Source organism: Lentilactobacillus diolivorans DSM 14421 (assembly GCF_001434255.1).
GTDB classification, from domain to species: Bacteria; Bacillota; Bacilli; order Lactobacillales; family Lactobacillaceae; genus Lentilactobacillus; species Lentilactobacillus diolivorans.
In genome coordinates, this window is sequence record NZ_AZEY01000034.1 from 1 (window position 1) to 17,171 (window position 17,171).

14 protein-coding genes are annotated in these 17,171 nt (G+C 41.5%); all 14 read right to left on the minus strand.

The window, feature by feature from the left end; all coding sequences use genetic code 11:
- Nucleotides 1-22 precede the first annotated feature (22 nt).
- Nucleotides 23-757, minus strand: coding sequence for a GH25 family lysozyme (locus FC85_RS04055; RefSeq protein WP_083484950.1), 735 nt, complete (start codon nucleotides 755-757; stop codon nucleotides 23-25).
- Entirely contained in the window at nucleotides 750-1,238 is a 489-nt protein-coding gene (locus FC85_RS04060; protein ID WP_057864279.1) for a hypothetical protein, read from the minus strand. Before FC85_RS04060 ends, FC85_RS04055 begins: the two co-directional genes overlap by 8 nt.
- Before the next feature lie 1,484 nt (nucleotides 1,239-2,722).
- Complete coding sequence (locus FC85_RS04065) at nucleotides 2,723-3,613, minus strand: IS3 family transposase (RefSeq protein WP_338033339.1); 891 nt, start codon at nucleotides 3,611-3,613, stop codon at nucleotides 2,723-2,725.
- A 5-nt stretch (nucleotides 3,614-3,618) separates the two neighbouring features.
- Nucleotides 3,619-3,870 (minus strand): IS3 family transposase, encoded by a 252-nt coding sequence (locus FC85_RS04070; RefSeq protein WP_002816285.1) that lies wholly within the window; start codon nucleotides 3,868-3,870, stop codon nucleotides 3,619-3,621.
- Nucleotides 3,871-4,385: 515 nt separating this feature from the next.
- Nucleotides 4,386-6,032 carry a hypothetical protein gene (locus FC85_RS15975; protein WP_057864281.1) on the minus strand — a complete coding sequence of 549 codons (1,647 nt, stop codon included), beginning with the start codon at nucleotides 6,030-6,032 and terminating at the stop codon, nucleotides 4,386-4,388.
- Nucleotides 6,032-6,649: a hypothetical protein gene (locus tag FC85_RS04080; RefSeq protein ID WP_057864282.1), complete on the minus strand. Its 618-nt coding sequence runs from the start codon at nucleotides 6,647-6,649 to the stop codon at nucleotides 6,032-6,034. The genes FC85_RS15975 and FC85_RS04080 overlap by 1 nt, the downstream gene beginning before the upstream one ends.
- Complete coding sequence (locus FC85_RS04085) at nucleotides 6,642-7,817, minus strand: baseplate J/gp47 family protein (RefSeq protein ID WP_057864283.1); 1,176 nt, start codon at nucleotides 7,815-7,817, stop codon at nucleotides 6,642-6,644. The genes FC85_RS04080 and FC85_RS04085 overlap by 8 nt, the downstream gene beginning before the upstream one ends.
- A complete protein-coding gene (locus FC85_RS04090) occupies nucleotides 7,807-8,214 on the minus strand; it encodes a hypothetical protein (protein ID WP_057864284.1) in 408 nt (135 codons plus the stop codon). The genes FC85_RS04085 and FC85_RS04090 overlap by 11 nt, the downstream gene beginning before the upstream one ends.
- The gene (locus FC85_RS04095; RefSeq protein ID WP_057864285.1) at nucleotides 8,214-8,669 is read right to left on the minus strand and encodes a hypothetical protein; all 456 of its coding nucleotides are present in this window, start codon (nucleotides 8,667-8,669) and stop codon (nucleotides 8,214-8,216) included. The genes FC85_RS04090 and FC85_RS04095 overlap by 1 nt, the downstream gene beginning before the upstream one ends.
- A gap of 10 nt (nucleotides 8,670-8,679) precedes the next feature.
- Nucleotides 8,680-9,726, minus strand: coding sequence for a hypothetical protein (locus tag FC85_RS04100; RefSeq protein ID WP_057864286.1), 1,047 nt, complete (start codon nucleotides 9,724-9,726; stop codon nucleotides 8,680-8,682).
- Nucleotides 9,719-10,147 carry a phage baseplate plug family protein gene (locus tag FC85_RS04105; protein ID WP_057864287.1) on the minus strand — a complete coding sequence of 143 codons (429 nt, stop codon included), beginning with the start codon at nucleotides 10,145-10,147 and terminating at the stop codon, nucleotides 9,719-9,721. The genes FC85_RS04100 and FC85_RS04105 overlap by 8 nt, the downstream gene beginning before the upstream one ends.
- 11 nt (nucleotides 10,148-10,158) lie before the next feature.
- Complete coding sequence (locus FC85_RS04110) at nucleotides 10,159-11,094, minus strand: phage baseplate protein (protein ID WP_057864288.1); 936 nt, start codon at nucleotides 11,092-11,094, stop codon at nucleotides 10,159-10,161.
- Nucleotides 11,091-16,943: a phage tail tape measure protein gene (locus FC85_RS04115; RefSeq protein ID WP_057864289.1), complete on the minus strand. Its 5,853-nt coding sequence runs from the start codon at nucleotides 16,941-16,943 to the stop codon at nucleotides 11,091-11,093. Before FC85_RS04115 ends, FC85_RS04110 begins: the two co-directional genes overlap by 4 nt.
- A gap of 15 nt (nucleotides 16,944-16,958) precedes the next feature.
- Nucleotides 16,959-17,138: a hypothetical protein gene (locus FC85_RS04120; protein ID WP_057864290.1), complete on the minus strand. Its 180-nt coding sequence runs from the start codon at nucleotides 17,136-17,138 to the stop codon at nucleotides 16,959-16,961.
- Nucleotides 17,139-17,171 lie beyond the last annotated feature (33 nt).

Here is a 17,171-nt window from a genome sequence, read left to right on the forward strand (position 1 = left end):
TATGCCCTGTGATACCAAGGGATCAGTCTGTCTTCATACTTTCAAGTTTCAGATAACTGATGTCACTCTTGTTGGTTTTATTGAACTTGAGCCTCTTATAAACATTAATTTGGGGCACAATTACCTCATATAAGCTCAAAGCAGTAGTTTGATAGTAGTTAGGCTGTGTTTTGACAATTGAATTAGTTTTGATTCCCGACAGGGACCCGTCAAAATCATAACTGGCATCCACATGTAATCCCCTAAAGTTATCGGTATACTGCCAGGCATTAGCATTATCAATGCCTGGTTGGTTAACCCCATACGCTGCTACCCAAATTCGCTGATCAACTAAAGCTACACGATTAATCCGACCGTACTTAAACCAGGAACCACTTCCATAGGTAATCACATTAGAATACCCTTGAGATTTTAAATACTTTAAAAAGATATTTACTTGGGACGTCGTACTGGCCGGTAAATCTTGAGCTTCCACATCGATCGCTAACACCGTTGATTTATCCAGCCCGTACTTTTTAACCCAAGCCAAAAAGTACTTAGCCTCGGCCAACCCATTTCCGTGAAAGAAATGATAAGCGCCCACGGTGCCAAATACTTGATAAGCATTTGATACCTGTTCACCAGCACTGGCATTCACATAAATCGTTCCTTCGGTTAGCTTAACCATAACTGAATCAATTCCATATCGTTTGAGGTTCTCAAAAAAAGCTTTTGACTTGCTTTGATAAACAGCCACATCGGCAACTAATTTAGGCATTTGCACCACCCTTTTCTGTTGATTGCGACGTTTGAGAAACGTTTTCTACGTTAGTGTTCACCAAATTAGGTGATTGAGTATTCATTACAGATTCTGTGGGAGCTGGTGTTACAGGGGCAAAATGATTATCAGCTCCTGTCGCTTTGTAAGCTTGATAAGCTTTTTCGACTAAACCGGCAATCACTTGGTAATCAAGGTCAAGGCCGTTGGCTTTTAGCTGGTCGTTAACAAAACGCATAGCCTCTTTCTTCCGATCAGATTTACTCAAGGCTGCCAAAACGGCTAATTCTGGCACAATCACATTAGCCAGTTTCAATCCCAATTCTAACGCTTGCTGGGCATGAACGTTTTTTTCAGTCGCAATCTTTTTTTGCAAGTACGGATTAATAAGCTTGTAAACTACAGGAATGACGGCAACAAAAAAGGCAACCACGCCGGTTGCCTTCAAAGAATTAAAAACATCTAAAATATGTGTAAACATAATGGTTCCTCCTTAATTTTGAGTAAAGAAAAAGCACCTACCCTTGTTGGTAGATGCTTAAACCCTGTATTGGATGCATAACTTGTACAAAATGTCCAAGTGAGAATACCAAGACTAACAGCGCTAACGATTAGCCTTGATGTGATTATACACCATTTTTTATTAGTAGATTCAATTTAGTAACAAATTCACCACTTATTATTAAAATAACAATGTGGATGTTGGTTCTTAATTATAAGCAAAATAAAAACTTACCACCAGTTATAATAGTGTTTAGCATCTAAATGCGTAAACACCGTAACTAATAATAAGTTGTTTTGAAAATCATGAAAACTTAATCAGCAATCCAACTGATCAAAATAATTATAACCTATTTTAGGTTAAATTAGAATAATCATTTTTGATTGCATGATAAAAACACCTGCTATTACTAACAGATGCTTAAGATGCTTAGATCATGCACGGGGATACATAATCATTATGAAATTGATCTCGAATGCATCAACCAATGTCTTCCAGGGGGGGTCAAATTAAAAAAGTTTGACCTCGATAAATATTATACCTCATTTTTTTAATTTGTTAATAAAAACATCTACTCATTGGTCAGAGACGAGTAGATGTTTAATCGGTGCTTACTAAGTCCCGTGAATGGAGAGGTTTAGAATAAGCTAGTTGTCTAACATAAATCACACCGATTAAGTTAATCTTACAGCAAAATTATTAAATATAAACAAAAAGCACTCGCCCTTCAGCAAGTACTTCTGTATTAGTGTTTATAATAATCTAAGAGATCATAGTTTATGAGCTCTTAACTGCATTATAGCCACTATTTTCAATTTGTAAACTTCCTAAGTGAAATAAAAACACCCATCATTGATGGATGTCTTTATCGTATCGAGGTATACAAATTACGGAATAAACATGAAATGCCCGGGAGCAAATCATCTATCCCATTAAATGAGATTAGCTGTGTAAAGACTAACCTACATCTTATTTTAACCTAACTTCCTGATTTGTAAACCAAAGACACCTAATTATAACTAGGTGTCTTTGGTTGATTCCTATTTATTGAGGAATACTTCTTGAGGAGCTATGGTTAGGTAAGTATAGGGGGTTACACTAACCATATGGAAAGTATAGCACGTTTTTTGAGTATGGAATCTAATTTTTTGAAAAATTCTTGACGACTGGAATAAAAAGTACCCATCTACAAGATGAGTACTAAATTCACATATGGGGGTATATGAATCACAAAACGATAGATCAATACTCTAATGAAAGAGTTACTATCAGGGGTATGAATAGTATCATGAAGAGTACTATTCATACCTGAATTATAGCACAATAAAAAACAGAGCCCACTGGATTGAAGTCAATATTTGAGACAGGTTTTAAGAGACATTCAGAACCGCGTTTACCTGCCACAGCTCAAATAAATCATTAATCGTGATTAATAACTTATTTGAACCATGGAAAGCATTAAATCAGGCGGCCATTTGGCTCGTAAGTGTTGCGACTTCAACTTGTAAGGGGGTCTGGTAGCCCAGTGAACTATGAATTCTCTTCCTATTGTAGAAAGCATGCACATATTCAAAAAGGACAGCAGCGGCAGTTTCATAATTCTCAAAGACCGGCACTGGATAAACACATTCCTTTTTGAGGGAAGCATGAAAAGATTCCATTGGTGCATTATCGTATGGACACCCCTTACGGCTGTAAGAGTGGCGGATATGTAGTTCTGTTAACCGTTGGTTGTAATCATCGCTGGTGTACTGTGATCCTAAGTCTGTGTGGATAATCAGGTCCCCAGTAATGGTTCGATTTTTAACCGCGCTTTCCAGGGTCTTTAAGCCTAAATCAGTAGCCATCTTTTTTGAGAATGAATAGCCGATAATTCGTCTTGAGTGCAGATCCATGATGGTTGATAAGTAACACCAGCCATTACGCTTCGTTTGAATATAGGTCATATCAGCGGTCCATTTTTGATTTAAACCAGTGGTCGAGAAATCCTGCTTAAGCAAGTTGGGACGCTGTTCAACCTTGGTTTTGGAAGCCGAAGCCGCTTTCCATTTATTGACGGTAACGGAGTGGATATCCAGTTCCTTCATGAGCCGGGAAATCCGTCTTGGGCTGCACCGACGCTGCAGTGGTTGAAGTTCCAGATTCAATTCATGGTGGATCTTCATAACACCGTATCGCTGCTTGAATTCCGCAAAGATCCGCAGAATCCGTTGTTTTAAGTCCGCATCTTCGGCCCGGCGTTTTGAAGGCTTTGGGGATCGATAACGATAATACTGAGCTCTGGAAACACCGAGGATTCGGCACATCTTAGTTACCTGGTGGTGATGGCTTTCTTGGTGAATGTAATCAAAAATATTGGTTACTTCTGCGCAAGGAAGCCCAGGGCTTTTTTTAGGATTTCGTTCTCCTCAGACAGGGAAGCCAGCCGCTTTTCCATCGCTTTAATTTCGTCTGGCGATTTACCGGATTGAGTTTTGGCTTGGCCCTGGATCCACTTATGAACGGTTGAATAGCCAATGCCATATTCTCTGGCCAGTTGGGCGGCTGATTCGCCTTGTTTATATAGGTTGATGATGTTTTGTTTGAATTCTTTGTCGTAACGAGTTGGCATGTAAAAATTCCTTCCTTTTGAGAGACGATTTATTCATTATACGCTCTCTTAAAAGTTGTCTCAGGAATCAGCTTACATCCAAATTTTGACAAGTAGTTTTTCCGCACCACTTATCAAAATTAATTATAGTTCATTCTAAATAAATTGAAAGCCGTTTTTTATGGACATAATAAGCACCTACTTTTCAGTAGGTGCTAAGAATCAGTACCAGTTAACTAGCTGTAAATAAGGTAATATCAAAAAGGGGGTACCATCTTCAAATACTATGGTTTAGTTAACCTAATCAATACTGATTATAGAAATCATTCTACAACAATTTTAATAAATGTAAACAAAAAGCACCTATTCTGAGGAAATAGGTGCCCAATTCATATATGGGGTATATGAATAATCATAATTGGGGGAAATATACCTCGAACGAAATATATCTCGCAATGCATTTGGTGGGTAGCAGTATTTAGAAACTATTACCCACACAAATGAATTGTAACACCATCTCGGAAATGTGACACAAATTACTTCTCATGAATTGGAATTGTTAAATTAATACCTATGACATCATCTACACCAGCTCCAAATCCCACGGTAATTTCTTCACTATAAGAATTATTAAAATCTAAATAGTATTCACTACCGTTAGAGTTCTGATAATTTTGATGATATTGAATATCATTAGAAAGAGAATTGTAGCCCCTATAACTAATAATTGATTGCACGTTTATTATTTTTTCCGTAGTACCATTAGTGTTTTTAGGTTCAGCAGTCCCCATTGTGTAAAGGACACCATTGAATATTTTGTAGTAAGCATTCAGATATAAATTTGAATTGCTAGGAAAGGCTACCCAACCACTATCATCAGCAACCGGCAACTGATTAACAGTAGCGACATCAATTCCAGACTTTTGAAGCTTACCGGTGAAGTTAGTATCTTGCCCCGTTCGTGCAAGATCAGATGGCAGACTATTCGCAAGTAGCAATGGGTTCTTATCAACAGTTGGAACAGTTTCGAAGTTGTTTGCACCGGATAGATGGGCAACTTTTAAATCATCAGCTAAGGATTTATAAGCCACAACTCCTTGTACTGCAGTGACCGTATATGCAATTCCGTCCTCATCAATCAACGTCCCACCACCGACATTGTGCCCAGCGGATCCATACCAAGTAATATGGATAAATCCTCGTAATGCTTTAATGCTGGGACTATTGATTACGGCAGTTGCACAATACAATGTATAGAATCCAATAGTTAAATTACTGATAACATTCGATAGATCACCCGAAGGGACATTCACTAGAACACTCCCATCATCTGCTGTTATTTTCTGTTTTTGCCAGTTGACAGTATCATTAACATTTACTTTTTTATCTAGTTGCTGATTAACATCGATTGTCTTGGCGTAAGCATTCCACTCACTCCAAACATTGGTTGTAGAATTGAAATAGCGAGTTGATCGAATGTTGTTAATTGTGTCATCTAAAGTTTGCATGATTGGCACCGTCTTATCTCCACTACCAATCGTGGTCAAATAACCAATTCCCGAAAAACCACTTGGAGCATTTACCACTGTGGTATCGTTGATAATTCTGGTAATGCTGATATCTAAAATGGCATTGAAATCAGTACCTATCGAAGCTGTCTCATTTGGATAATTTAACGCATTTCCTATCGACTCAGAAATCATCTGTTGAACATCTTCACGGGACAGGGTACCACTGTTTGAAACCATAATGGTTACTTGGGTACCACGAACGATGTCAGTATATAGATCCAGATAAATCGAAGCTGTTGTCGCATTATTTTCTTTAGCAATCATTGTCGCTCCGGCAGTTAATGGAATAACACTGAATAATACCTCTTGATTGGTTGAATTTTGTTTGGCATAGAGGCCGACACCATAGTAAATATAGTCTTCATTCACATCACTGTTATCAATGGTCACTCCTAGCCGAGACTTGTTGTCTTGTGTTGCAATGGCTTTAGGTGTTCGCGATTGCTTATAGTTAACACTAGTTAATGCTTGTAATTGTGAAACCGAATCACCGGTAATATCATCGGTAATCGTCACTGCTTTAGTAAAGGTAATTGCGCTGATTCCTAAAGCTTGGTTCATCATGGTTAATGCTTGATTGGTTAATGTATTTTTACCCCAAGTTGCTGGCATTAGTTAATCCCTCGATTCTGTATAATAAAACGGCTTTGAGTCACTGCCACATTTCCAACATATAGGCTTTGTTCATCAATTTGACTAAATTCAGTTCCATTAATTCGAATTGTCGCTTCCACTGACCTTGCCAGTTGCTCTGTCAGGAACCGAACGGCATCCGGATCACTGGCGTATTGAAATGGTAATCCTGTAATGGTAATTGTTCGCGCTTCACCACCAGTTTGCCATGGTTGAATAATTCGAACATCCGAATACTGACAATCTAAGATATAAGCAACTGCTTTAATGATAGAATCTGTCGTTCCGTCAGCCGTCGCCGCTACCATTGCTGCTCGAATTTTAAATTTGTAGAAGTCATCGTTCGCCCCAGCTCGGTAAACATTAAACTGTTCGCCAAAATAGTCTAATGATTTACCCGTCAAATACTCCAACGAATGAAAGATATTCATTTTTTCCAACGCGGTATCGAAATCATTCGAGCGCTGCAGAATTGCATTCATAATTTTATAGAATCGACTATCATATTGTTGATTGGTCAGACGACTCATTTTGCTCATTAATGTTGGTGTATCGTCCATTTCAATCAGGTTATCATCATGTTTGATATCAGCCATTGGTTGTCGTCACCTCAATCTCATCAGCATTAACCACTGGTGCTTGTGTGATGCCTAAAGTGACATCAGTAGCTGCTAACTTGGTTTTATCCAAGCCCATTTGAACAACAAATGAATCAATGCCTTGAACTTGAGCTAGTGCGCCGTATACTGCACTGATGTAAACTGGCCGTCCCATGTGTAGGTTATTGACATAATTCTGTAAGGCATTTAGTACATCGTCGGTACCACTATCGGCATTCCAGTTACTATTCGCCTTAACGGTAATTGCGAAGTAAATCGGAACTTCTGTTGCTCGATTAAAATAGATCGTTTCGGGTGTGCCCGCAATATCGTAGGCAACTGCTGATAAGCTGCCGAATGTTTGAGTACCGGCGCCTTTGGCTTTCCGCACTGCATTGGCAATGTCCTGATCAGTTCCACCATAGACAACAATTTGAAGGGCATGTGCTGGTGTCCCATTAGCATCTGTCACGCCGCTAGTATTATTATCAATGTACTTGTCTCGAATCCCGTTCACACTATCCAAAGCGGTATAGATACCGTCAATTGTTGAGCCAATGTTAGCAACGTTGGTTTCTAGAATCCGTTGGCGTAGTGAATCATCCGTTTCTTCATCTGCACCCCCCACAGCCGGTTGTGGATTATCTACGGTATCAACGCCATCAACCGGCGTCGCAAACTCGGTTATCGTATGGGCTTGCACATTGGTATCACTCGAATAATCTTCTGAAACCACCGATGCGGTAGCTGTAAACGTGCCATCGCCATCATCATCAGAAAGTACAGTATCTTCAACTAGCACAAAATAAGTGCCATCGTCAGTCATGAATTCGGTAGTCCCACCTTCAAGTAAAACCGCACTTGTACCCGTAATATTTACCGTTGCATTCGCCTGTTGGGACTGGTTACGAAAAATCCCCCGATTATAAGCTAGATAATCGAGGGAAACACCGCTGGCAAACTGCACGTAGGCATTTAGCCAAACTTGTTGCTGTTTTTGGTTCTCTTTCCAATTATTATAAGCAATCGACCTAATCAGTCGTCCATAGGTGGATTGCGGTTCATCATTGATGTCATCACCTAAAAATTTCTTGAAAATGGTGGTTTGCTTATCAACTTCTTCATTGTAGCTCTCGACATAGTAGCCGGTATCATCAAATGCCACTGCTATCACCTACCGTTAACTTTAAATTTCCCTGATCATCATACTGGTTGCCAGAATTTTGAATATCGGAAGAATGGATATTAGCGAAAATTTCACTGGTTCGTTTAGCCAGATCGTGTGTAATATCAACACCGTCAACCGCATCAACCCGTGGTTCCTGATTCATTAAAGTATCAGAAATATCCTGAGCCGCGTAATTATCATCATAGGCTTTTCCTAGAATGTTATCCAAAGGTAGCCCACAATCCGGTGCCAACTCGTCCATTTCGCCCTGTTCAATGCCTAGAACTTCGCCACAGGATTGCATGAGTTCGTCAGTACCAGAAACTTCTACTAAATCGTGAGAAAGCTCATCTTGAACAACATCGCCGTCGGGTTCAATCATTAAATCTCGCATCAGCTCACCTCCGAATTAATCGCGACAACAATCGCATCATTTAAATCGTGTTCCCGTGGATCTTCTTCACGACCAAAATACCCCTTACCAACTTCATAGCCATCTAAACAATAATCATGAACCACCATCGTCACTTCTGTGCCCGGTACCAGCCGTTTAGGCGGTGGCGTAATCTTCATTGTGCCAGCTCCATCTCTCGGACAAATTGGGGTTAAATAATCCGCCATGTGGTCCCACATCTCATCAATCCAGTAAACGCTAAATGGAACTTCAACATTATTAATAATTCCCATTTTGTCACCAGAAAGGTCTTCGGGAAGCGGTTGGATGTCAGCAATGTGCTTGGCCTTGTCATACTTAACGATTTTGCCGACTAAGCAATTGTGATTATCACGGGAAGCCGCTTCGGCAATTGCTTGAGCAGCTTTTTTATAAGGATTTGTAATCTTTGCCAACTTAAACACCTCATTTAGCAACAGCGCCATCAACCGTCATTGTCGGCTGTGTGCCGTCAAAACTATACGTTCCACTTTGAGCAACCAGCGTCTTCTTAATGAAATCGCCACGAACCTCGTACGTACTGTGTACGGAGATTTGTGGCAATAAATAAGACGATGATTCATATAGCTCTTCGCCTGAGTCGGAATCATCTGAATAGGATGGTTCACTTAATAATCCAGACGAGTAGTCCAAAATAATATGAGTTTTTTTGCTCTCTTTAAGATCATCAATCTTAAGCTGATCACGATCGTAAAACATCTTACTTTTGCATCGTTTGACCAATTTATTAATCGCGTCTAATGGCTTACCGGAAACGGTGTAGCCTTTTTTAAACGGTTTATTCTCAGCTAACTTCGTGGATGAAATCTTTATGCCTGATTCCTTAGCAATCTTCTTAATCGCAACCGAAGGCTTAACGCCCTTTTTGAAAGACAAGTTACTGTAAAACTTTTTCTTAACGGTATAACGGGTCCGTTTAATTTTGGTTTTACCAGCAATGTGAACATGGCCTTCCTTGTAATGGCCCACTCTTTTACCATCTTCATCGGAATAGTAATGAATTCGTCGCTTAACCGTTTTGCCTTTTACATTGACCTTAACCCTTTTATAGTGACCGACTTTCTTAGTCTTTTCCTTTTGGATTGACTTGGCAGAAATGTTACTAAAGTCCTGACCGGCGGAGAAAGTAATTGGCACGGTCGTTGTTACACCATCGTACTGAATCGGGTCAACTGACTTAATTTTGCCAGAACCAATCAGCATTTTTCCGAAAGCTTCGTAAGAAATAAAAAAAGCGATTTGATTTTTTGCTTTTAAATAGTTCCTCATATTCTGACTGGTGTTAATAAACGATGCGTCTGATTCCGGCGGTGTGGCATCCATATTAAAGTTAATATCAAACGTAAACAATAGGTCTGAACCGGGACGCAAATTGTTTTCTAATTCTAGCGTTTTGCCATCAGTTGTTTTTATTGTGCAGTACAGTACCGGAAAACGTAGTAAGTTACTCATCACTATCACTCTCTAAATCAATATCGGTATCGTCGTCTGTGTCAGTATTACTTGTTTCGTTAGTCTCAGCAACCGGCGTATCAAATCCAGCACCGTTAGCTGGTCGATCATCAAATGTTAGTTTAACCGTATCGCCAAAATTATCACCGTTAACCTCTGTCTCTTGCCCCGATTCGTCCATTGGTACCAGGTCTTCAATCGGATAGTCGTTGGAATTAAGAGAAGCAAACAAGCGCTGATTAATTACGAGCTTCTCACCATTAACTAAGGCGTTGCCCTCAGCATCCCACAAACTGGCTGTCAAAAAGTTGGCAAACTTGTTTAAATCTATCTCCATGCGATAGGCACGTCCGCCAAGAACAACATCAAACAGATTGCCATAATCATCCTCACCAACATCTAAGGTATCTAATAACGCCATCTAACCACCTCCTAGGAAACTCTAATTTTTACACCGTACGGTAATATATTAACTGCCGATTTATAAGAATCCATCGAAATCAGTTTAGCGATTGTTGTGTTGTAATCATCTGCCAAACTAGCATAAGTTGTCCCAAGTTTAGTCGTGACATACTTCTTAGCTGTCGACTTGTTATGCGTCTTGCTCTTAGTGCCACTGCTGGCACTTTTACCACTGGTTTTTAACTCAGACCAGTCAATAAACTGCAAGCCAAACGTAATGGTTAGAGCCGTCTCATCCTTGTTGTACTCACGGTGAAGCGCTGTAAACAAGCAATGCTTGTAGTAGATGCGTCCTTTATAGGTCATTTCACAGCCTTCAGCTTTCCACTTCAATAGTTGGTTAAAAGCCGTTCGTTGCTGTGCGTCTGTCCCCATAATTCGGGCAGTAATCGAGATATCTTTCTCGGTTTGCTGTGAATGGGTGGCAGTCGGTTCACCTTTGGGTAAGGCGTTCGGTGTAACTTGCACTGTATTATCTTCGGATTCTGGCACTGACGACATGAACACAATCGCACTACTATGGCCATCGGTACGATAAAGCATCATATGGCCTGTATTAAATTTTGGCTTGTTGTTAGCAATCTTACCAGCTATCTTGTTCTTATTTGCCTGAACTTTGGCAGCAGTAGAACGTTTCGCCAGAGTTGCTTTTTCAGCTTTAACTTTGGCAGCATATTTTTTATGCGCCGCAATATGAGCTTTCTGTGAACCTTTATAGGTCTCAATCATCCGCCCCAGTGTCGCTTTATCGCTACCGGAAGCCTTATCATACTTAGCTTGTAGAACTTTGGTCTGTACGCCAATGAGATAGGAACGATTCCCCTCATGTTGAGCGCGCAGACTATTGCTTTTAATTGCACTCTTTAATTGTTTGGTATTCAAATACGTGGTTTTAGCAACCATCATTTAGTACCTCCAAACTGTTCGATAATTTGGCGAGCCATATTCTGTCGTTCGCCTTTGAGAGCCTGTTTAATCATCTTGTCGATTGTTCTTTGATTTAATTCAACACCACTACCAATATTAAACTCAAATTTATCATGCGTTTCAATATGGACAGTTGGTTCAGTTTTAGCAACGTGACGATAACTAGAAGCCGAAACAGCCGGCTTCTTGATAACTCGTTCGAGTTCTCTCAGCATTTTGCCAACGCTTAAAGAAGCCTTCATCATGTTAGTTGCCATCACCGCAGTATCTTTGGCTGTAAATACTCTACCAGAAACGTTCGGCAAGAAGAGTTCGGCACCTTTTTCGCCAACAATTGAAGCTTGGTTAGTTTTAGGGAGACCGCCTTTAGCGTACCAGCCAACATTTGTCTCATGACTCCAGGCATTTTTGGCATTACCATAACGACCTTTGATATATCCTTTCATCCAACGCAGTTGGGTAATTGGGTTTGATCGCCAATCTGAACCAGATGACGCCATTTTGGTACCTGGGAGTGCTTGCGGAATTCCATAAGCTCCGGTACTAGAGTTAGCAATTTTAGGATCCCAATGAGATTCTCGATTAATAACCTTAATAATATCGGGATACCAGGATTTAGGAATTCCGGCTTGTTCTAACCAATGAAGGTGCGATCCTGTTGCTTTAGCGCTCCCACCGGCGGCACTACCTCCAGTTGATTCTTGCAAATGATTACCAACCCATTTAAGTTGTGGTGCGAGCTCTTTGGCAACTAGCTTTGATAATGCACTGCTATGCTTGGTGTTAGTTTTCTTATTTCCTTTGGAACTTCCACCCCGTAGCTTGGTAATATCAAACCAGCCATGAGTTGAATCCGGATTGTTTGAAAATGGATTACTCTTAGAAACACCAATATGGACATGAGTACCGGAAGAACCAAGTGCAGCAATTTTCTGACCAGTTTGAACATTTTGACCCATCTTGGCATACAGAGGGGCGCCAGAATTGTTTTTACCATTAAATTCCTGGTAAATAACATAGTAGCCATCACTTGATCTGGTAACTAAACTTTCACCAATACCGTTAACTCCACCCCAACCCGATGGAGCACCACCTTCTCGAATGACTTTACCACCATGAACAGCATGAACAACGCGTCCGCCGGAGAAATCGACACCATCATGAATTGCAAGGCCGCCAGGAGTAGCACCACGATAGCCAAATCCAGACGTTACAGAGAATCCAGAACCGGGATTATGTGCCCAGTTACCACCGGCACCGCTTCCACCACCATTACGAGCATCTTTCATTTGTTTCCAAACTTCATCAGCCCATGGGTTACCATATTTTCCATACGCACCCTTAGTCGTGTTGGTAGCGCCCTTTGATAAGTCTGTCCCATGCAGCTTAATGTTAACGGTCATGTTTTTCTTGAGCCAACCGCTAGGGTCTTTGGCACTTGAGTTAATCAGCTTCTTAAGGAATGCATTAGATACGCCTGAACCTTTGGCATAGTGAGTGATACCACGAGCCTGCGATAGACGTTGCATTTGTGTACCATTCAGAACAGCATCCCCACGCTGTAGCCCAATCACACGATTCTTACCCTGCGGTGCGTATAGACTATTACCACGAATGATACCTTCTTGACGTGGTCCAGACTCGGCATCGTTAACCATAGCAATTTGATCTTCGCTTAATTGGCCGTTCGAGCCCTGAGCATAATGAATCGGATTGATAACGGAATTATTGCCACCGAATTGTCCCAGTGACTTATCGATACCTTTAATCCCGTTATTCAATTGATTAATCGTGTCGGACATTGCTTTATGCGCATAATTGTCCATGCGACCAAGGGCATGACCGAATCCGGTTGCTGTATCGTCAGCCGCATTGGTTACACCCTTGCGAACTTGATTCATCTGACCTTGAACGCCCTTTTGCATGCTGTCAAAGTCTTTAACTGAACTCTTACGAATGTTGTCCGTGTAGTCGCCAGTCTTGTTATAGATGTTTGACCATTGAGATCGGTTCTGTTTGGAAAATTGCGACAACTGAATAACGCTACCCTTCTGAGTAGCGTCATAATCATCAATCGTATTTTTCTTGATCTTCTTGGTTGATTTAGATGTGTCGGAATAGGTTTTCTCCCAGGCGCTCTTGGATTTTTTACTTAGCTTGTCCAATGAGCCAGTTGCACCAGAAGTACCCAGTTTATTCGTACCATTAGCATATCCCGGTAATGATTGTCCATAATCGCCAGCCAAAACCCGTTTAGTAGCTTGGGCGTTCAAAATATGCTCTCCAGGCTTTAAATGAGCCAGTTGTGGTCCATTAACACCTAATAAGCGAGCTTTTCGACCACGAACCGTGTAAGCAAGTTCTAGTCCACCTTCACCAACCAGAGCAGTTTGGGCACGGTTAATCTTGCCACCAAGTGCATGGCCGGGTAAGGTTTGAATGCCAACCGAATTGGCTCGTCTTTGGACCTTCCGATCCGCCGCAGTTAAATGTCGGCTATTAGTTATAGCCCCTGGACTATAAGTTGGCAGTCCAGGTAGTGTTGCTTCATTGGCTGTCTTTGCATTACGATTACCACGATTATTACGAGCAATGGTATTGGTTAATCCATTCTTTTTTTGCTTAGTTGATGGAGTTACTATCCCAGCGAGTGCATTTTCAGAAAGGATCCGGCCGAGTTGACCGCCCAACTTACCAGTTGCGGTTAGTAATGAGTTAGCAACTTCTGTCGCTTGTAACTTAGCCTGATTTACAACCTTTTTGCGTTGCTGTTCAGCCCAGTGTTTTGTCCCTTCATACTGTTTTTCAGCAGCAGTGGTTGCCTTATCATACTGACGTTGAGCAAATTTCTTAACTGACTGATATTCGCTTGAGTGAACACCATAGACTTGTTTAGCAGACTTTAATGTATACCGATAAGTTGCTTCAGCAGTTGAAACTTGTCCGTTGTACGACTTCCGTGCTGATGCGAGTGTCGCTCTTTCCGCTCGATTACTATACTTAAGAACCGATCGATACTGACCATAAGAAAGATTGCTTGTGCTATTTTGCAGTTTCTGGTAAATTTGTCGCTGCTTGTTGGAGCCTTTGCTTGTGATCTTTACAATATCTGAGTCCAATCGGGCGACTAAGGCTGCTCGATTACGGCCACCGTTTTGTTCATCAGTCTTAATAGCTTGTAAATCATGATTAATTACTTGCTTTCGGCTGTTTCCCCAATGGGCTTCTTCGTTATAAGACTTTTGAGCTGTCGCAGCATGAATAGCTCCAATCTTTTGTAAATAACTAATCGACTTATTACTACTTGACTGTTGCCGATTTACAAAGCGATCAAGATTCTTTCCAAGTTTATCGTAAATCAGATTTTGGCTTTGATAGTCAGCAGATAAGTGTTTGGATTTTGCCCAAGTATCGTAATTAGTCTTAATCCATCCCTTATTCGCTTTCTCGACATATCCGAGGGCTTTTTTGGTAGTTAACTGAGCATCCTTAGGCAAACTGTTAAGTGGATTATATGCACGACGATTAGTCCGTTTTGGAGATTCACTAGCACGATTGGTTTGAGGCGAAAGGCTCTTCTGAATTTGTTTTCCAGTTTTGGAGCCTAACCACGAACCAGCGGCCGCTCCTAAGCTTCCGCCTATAAAGGTACCGGCAGGTCCTAAGAAACTACCTAATGCGGCACCACCTTCCATACCGACCAATGTGCCGCCAAAATTTCCGATTTTAGATCCAGCATTGTGCTTATTCATTCCCATTAAGGTTGTTGAAGTTAGTGCGACATCCAACCAAGGTATTTTAGATCCAACCATTTTAGCTCCAGAAAGTAGCTTAGACATTCGACCGCCCTCAGCTATTTTAGGAGCTGATTTTTCTACATTAGACGCCGCATTGCCAAATAAACCACTTCGAAAAAGTCCCTTAAGCGAATGTCGCGATTTAGTACCCTTTTCTGAAGGCATGTTCATCGAATTCATTGCAACATCTTCGGCAACATTAGCCTTGGAATTTCCCATTTTCATGTTGCCCATGCCATGACTATCGCTAAGTGCAGCGGCGGCTTTGCCTAACATCTTATAGCTAACATAGGCAGTACCGGCAGCTGCGGCGATAGCAGTTGCATAACCAGCGACCGTTTTAAGCGGCTTCGGCATGGCAATTAAATCGCCAAGTATCTTGTTGCCAATCTTAAGAACTTGAGTAATACCAGGCAGAACGGTCTTCGTGAAATCTAACCCCATGACGTTCAAATGCTGCTTAAAAACGTCAATTTGATTTTGCCAGGAAGACATATTCTTCTTGGCCAGATCAGCAATGTAACCATTTTTGCCGTACTTGGGTGCTTGGGCAACTTGCTTATTCAACGACTCCATCTGATCAACGTTTTTAGACAAAATCAAAGCCGACTCTTGCCCAGTTGCCCCAAACAACCCATGGAAAACAGCCGCTTTCTGAGTATCCGTCATACCTCTCATATGCCGATTTAACAGCTGAAAAATATTGTCCAAAGACATTAAATTGTTTTTTGAATCTCGCAGATCTTTATCATGCAAACCAATCGAATTAAGTGCGGCTTCGCCTTGACCCATCGGCCCCTTGCTTGGAGACAATAAAGAGTTAATATCTTTACGTAAACCAGTCCCGGCAACAGATCCGTCCATACCATTGTTAGAAAGCACACCGATATCAGCAATCGTTCCGGATAAAGATTGGTTACCACTATGAGCAGTTGCACCGGCATACCGTAATGCATTACCAATGCCACTAAAATCAGTGGCCGATAGGTCAGCCCCGTAGGCCATTTGATTAAGCACGAGTTTCGAATAGTTGGCCATTTTCTTTCGAGAACTGCCGGCGGCTTTTTTGTAGCCAAACTGTTCGAGGGCCGGTGCACCATAGCCAACTACCGCACTGTACGGATCACCAGAAGCTCGGGCGGCTTGAAGAAAGTATTTATGCGAAGCTAATTCTTGATTCCCCGAATAGCCACGCCGAATGAGTTCTTCGCCACCTTTGGCCATTGCCGTCGGTGAAACCCCATATTGCAAAGCAAATTGGTTGTTTTCTTTTTCCATTGCCCGAGTTTGAGCTTTGGAAGCAGAAGCCGACTCACCACCGGTATGCAGCAAGTTTTGAATGGTCTTGTATCGGTTCTCTAGTTCGGTTGCTTCGTCCGCCGATTTCTTGAAGGCTGCCGCAACGGGAATCATTGCCATTGCAATCGTGTTACCCATATTGGTGAGCCGACTACCAGCGTCCTTTAAACGCCCAAAACTGGTTGTGGTTTTGTCGGTTTCACTGCGCGTGCGTCGTTGGGATTCTGAAACTTTATTCCCTGACTTGTTAGCTGAATTGCCAACCCGTGACAGATGTTCATCAACCTTATTAAGGTTGTCATTCGTCTTTTGAGTAGCTTCGCTATTAGTCGCTCTATTCCACATGCCGGACACTTTTTCCTTGGTTGAATCAGCGGCCCGACCTAAAAGCTTGGTGTGTTTAGCAGCAATGTTCAGAGAGTTACTCCCCTCGTTGCCGGTGCGCTTGGTAGCATCACCAAGCCGGTTCACCGAATCAATGCTTTGATTGATCGAACGATTCATTTGGCTGTAATTACGATCAGCTAAATCACCGGTGCGCTTGATCTCGGTATTAGCTTGAGCCATTCCACGGCTTAAACCGGTAGTATCTCCAGTTTTAGCAAGCTGTTTATTGACAATCGCCCATTTATCAACCAGCTTATCGGTTAGTTCATTAGCTTTAATTAAAGGTGCAAGATCAGCTTCAAAACGAACGCCAATACCTTCATCACGCATTAAATCTCCAGCCATTTTATCTCACACCCCTTATTTACCAAAAAGGCCAGTGTTCACACCACCGGCAGTTACGTTTTGCAATCGCTTGTAATGCAAATCGGCCAGTTTAATGTAGTACTCCAGCTCCGTTGCGGTTGCTTCTTTTAATTCATTGATATCGACACCCAGCGCCTCGTTAATGTACCAGTATGTCTCGTCTTCTTGCGCCATCTTCTCAGCTAGAAAAGTATTTGCTTCACCAAA